Source organism: Bacteroides sp. CAG:189, from assembly GCF_000432295.1.
Taxonomy (GTDB): Bacteria; Bacteroidota; Bacteroidia; order Bacteroidales; family Bacteroidaceae; genus Bacteroides; species Bacteroides salyersiae.
In genome coordinates, this window is record NZ_HF991118.1 from 116375 (window position 1) to 117844 (window position 1470).

The window sequence follows — 1470 nt, forward strand, 5'->3', positions numbered from 1 at the left end:
CTCCCTCTCTCACGGAGAGGGCTGGGGAGAGGCTTTTCCCACGGAGAGGGCTGGGGAGAGGCCTCAAAACAGTATCTCCAGCAACTTGTTCGAAATTTGTACGATCCCTTCCGGATCGCCTATCTCGAGATACCTGCACGTATCCCGATAAAAAGTGATCAGGAACGAGTAGACGCACATGTTTTTTATCTCTTTTTCATAATTGGAGATCAAAGGGTAATTGATTCCGGTCTGATAGTAGACTTCCCGTTGGGTGAGATGGCAGTGACACCGGTAGAGCAAAAGGTTTCTTCCTGCTATCCGGCTGATTTCCTGAACTGTCCGACGTATCATGTCGGTATCACTCTGGTAAATGATTCTTTTTTTAAGTTTTTTTTTCTTCATAATGATTTCACTTTTTAAATAACCGTGCAAAGTGACAAAATAAAAAGGAAATATTTGTTACTAAAAACCGTAACAGATATATGAAAACAACTTCCGAGCTTTGCTGCCGGATATTTGTGTCCGTCATTAAAAAATATATTTATGAAGCAGAATTTTTATTTCAAGCACGACGCCCCTTCGGCTACCAACCCGAAATTAGCAAAACTTCTCCAAAAAGAAGGGGCGAGAGGATATGGCGTCTATTGGCTTTTGATTGAACTGTTGCGGCTGCAGACAGATTTTAGCCTGCCTGTCACCGAGACCGCAGGCTTGGTGTCAAGATTGGGGTACACGCAAAAAACGGTGGTGGTTCGCGTTATCGAAAACTATGATCTTTTTTCGGAAGAAAACGGCATGTTTTTTTCTGTCGGATTGATAAAAAGAATGGAGAATTTCTTGAGCAAACGTGACGAGATGTCGAAGGAACTCGGGGGGAGCTTGGAGGATAATGCGCTGATAATCAACTCCCGTTTCCTGCATAACGCGCGTAAAGAAGAGCAGAGAAGAGAAGAACAAGAAAATAACTCTCTCACAAGAGAGCGTGTGAGGGGAGTTCTTTCGATGGATGAAGCCATCGCCCTTTTGCCCTCCGAACAGGTGTGGTGCGAAGACATGGCACGCCTGTCGGGGCGGGGAGTGGAGTTCGCCGCCGATCTGCCGCAACTGCTCCCGTCGTTTACCGCCTTTCTCCGTCTGCGGGGCGAAGAGCACACGGTGACCGGACTGAGCGATGCCAAACGGCGGTTCATGTACTGGATGAAATCCGATGAAGGGCGGCAGGCGGTGAAGCAACTGCAAATTACGGCCGATGCCGGAGAAGAAAACGATCCCTACCGCTACGAGACGCTGGCCGGAGAGCAGCGCACTTACATGGGACGCCCCATTCCGGCCGATGCACCGCCACGCCCTAACTCATGGGCGGTGTGGGACGACCAGACGGAGGCATGGACACGCTGAGCACCGTCCTTGCAAGTGCCGGAAACGGTGATTAGGGGCGGTAAGAACCGTGGGAGGCCTCTCCCCAGCCCTCTCCGTGGGAGAGGGGGC

The 1470-nt window shown here is 50.1% G+C and carries 2 protein-coding genes; both read left to right on the forward strand.

Annotated features, from left to right (window positions below):
• Positions 1 to 402 (forward strand): hypothetical protein (locus QVP90_RS16795; protein WP_288204893.1); only part of this gene is annotated, 402 nt, incomplete at its 5' end.
• Between the two features lie 123 nt (positions 403 to 525).
• On the forward strand, positions 526 to 1380 hold the full coding sequence (locus tag QVP90_RS16800) for a DUF7833 domain-containing protein (protein ID WP_021937059.1): 855 nt from the start codon (positions 526 to 528) through the stop codon (positions 1378 to 1380).
• Positions 1381 to 1470 lie beyond the last annotated feature (90 nt).

Excerpts from the sequence above, each read along its gene's own strand:
- QVP90_RS16800 (WP_021937059.1), top strand. The coding sequence starts at position 526 with ATGAAGCAGAATTTTTATTTCAAGCACGACGCCCCTTCGGCTACCAAC.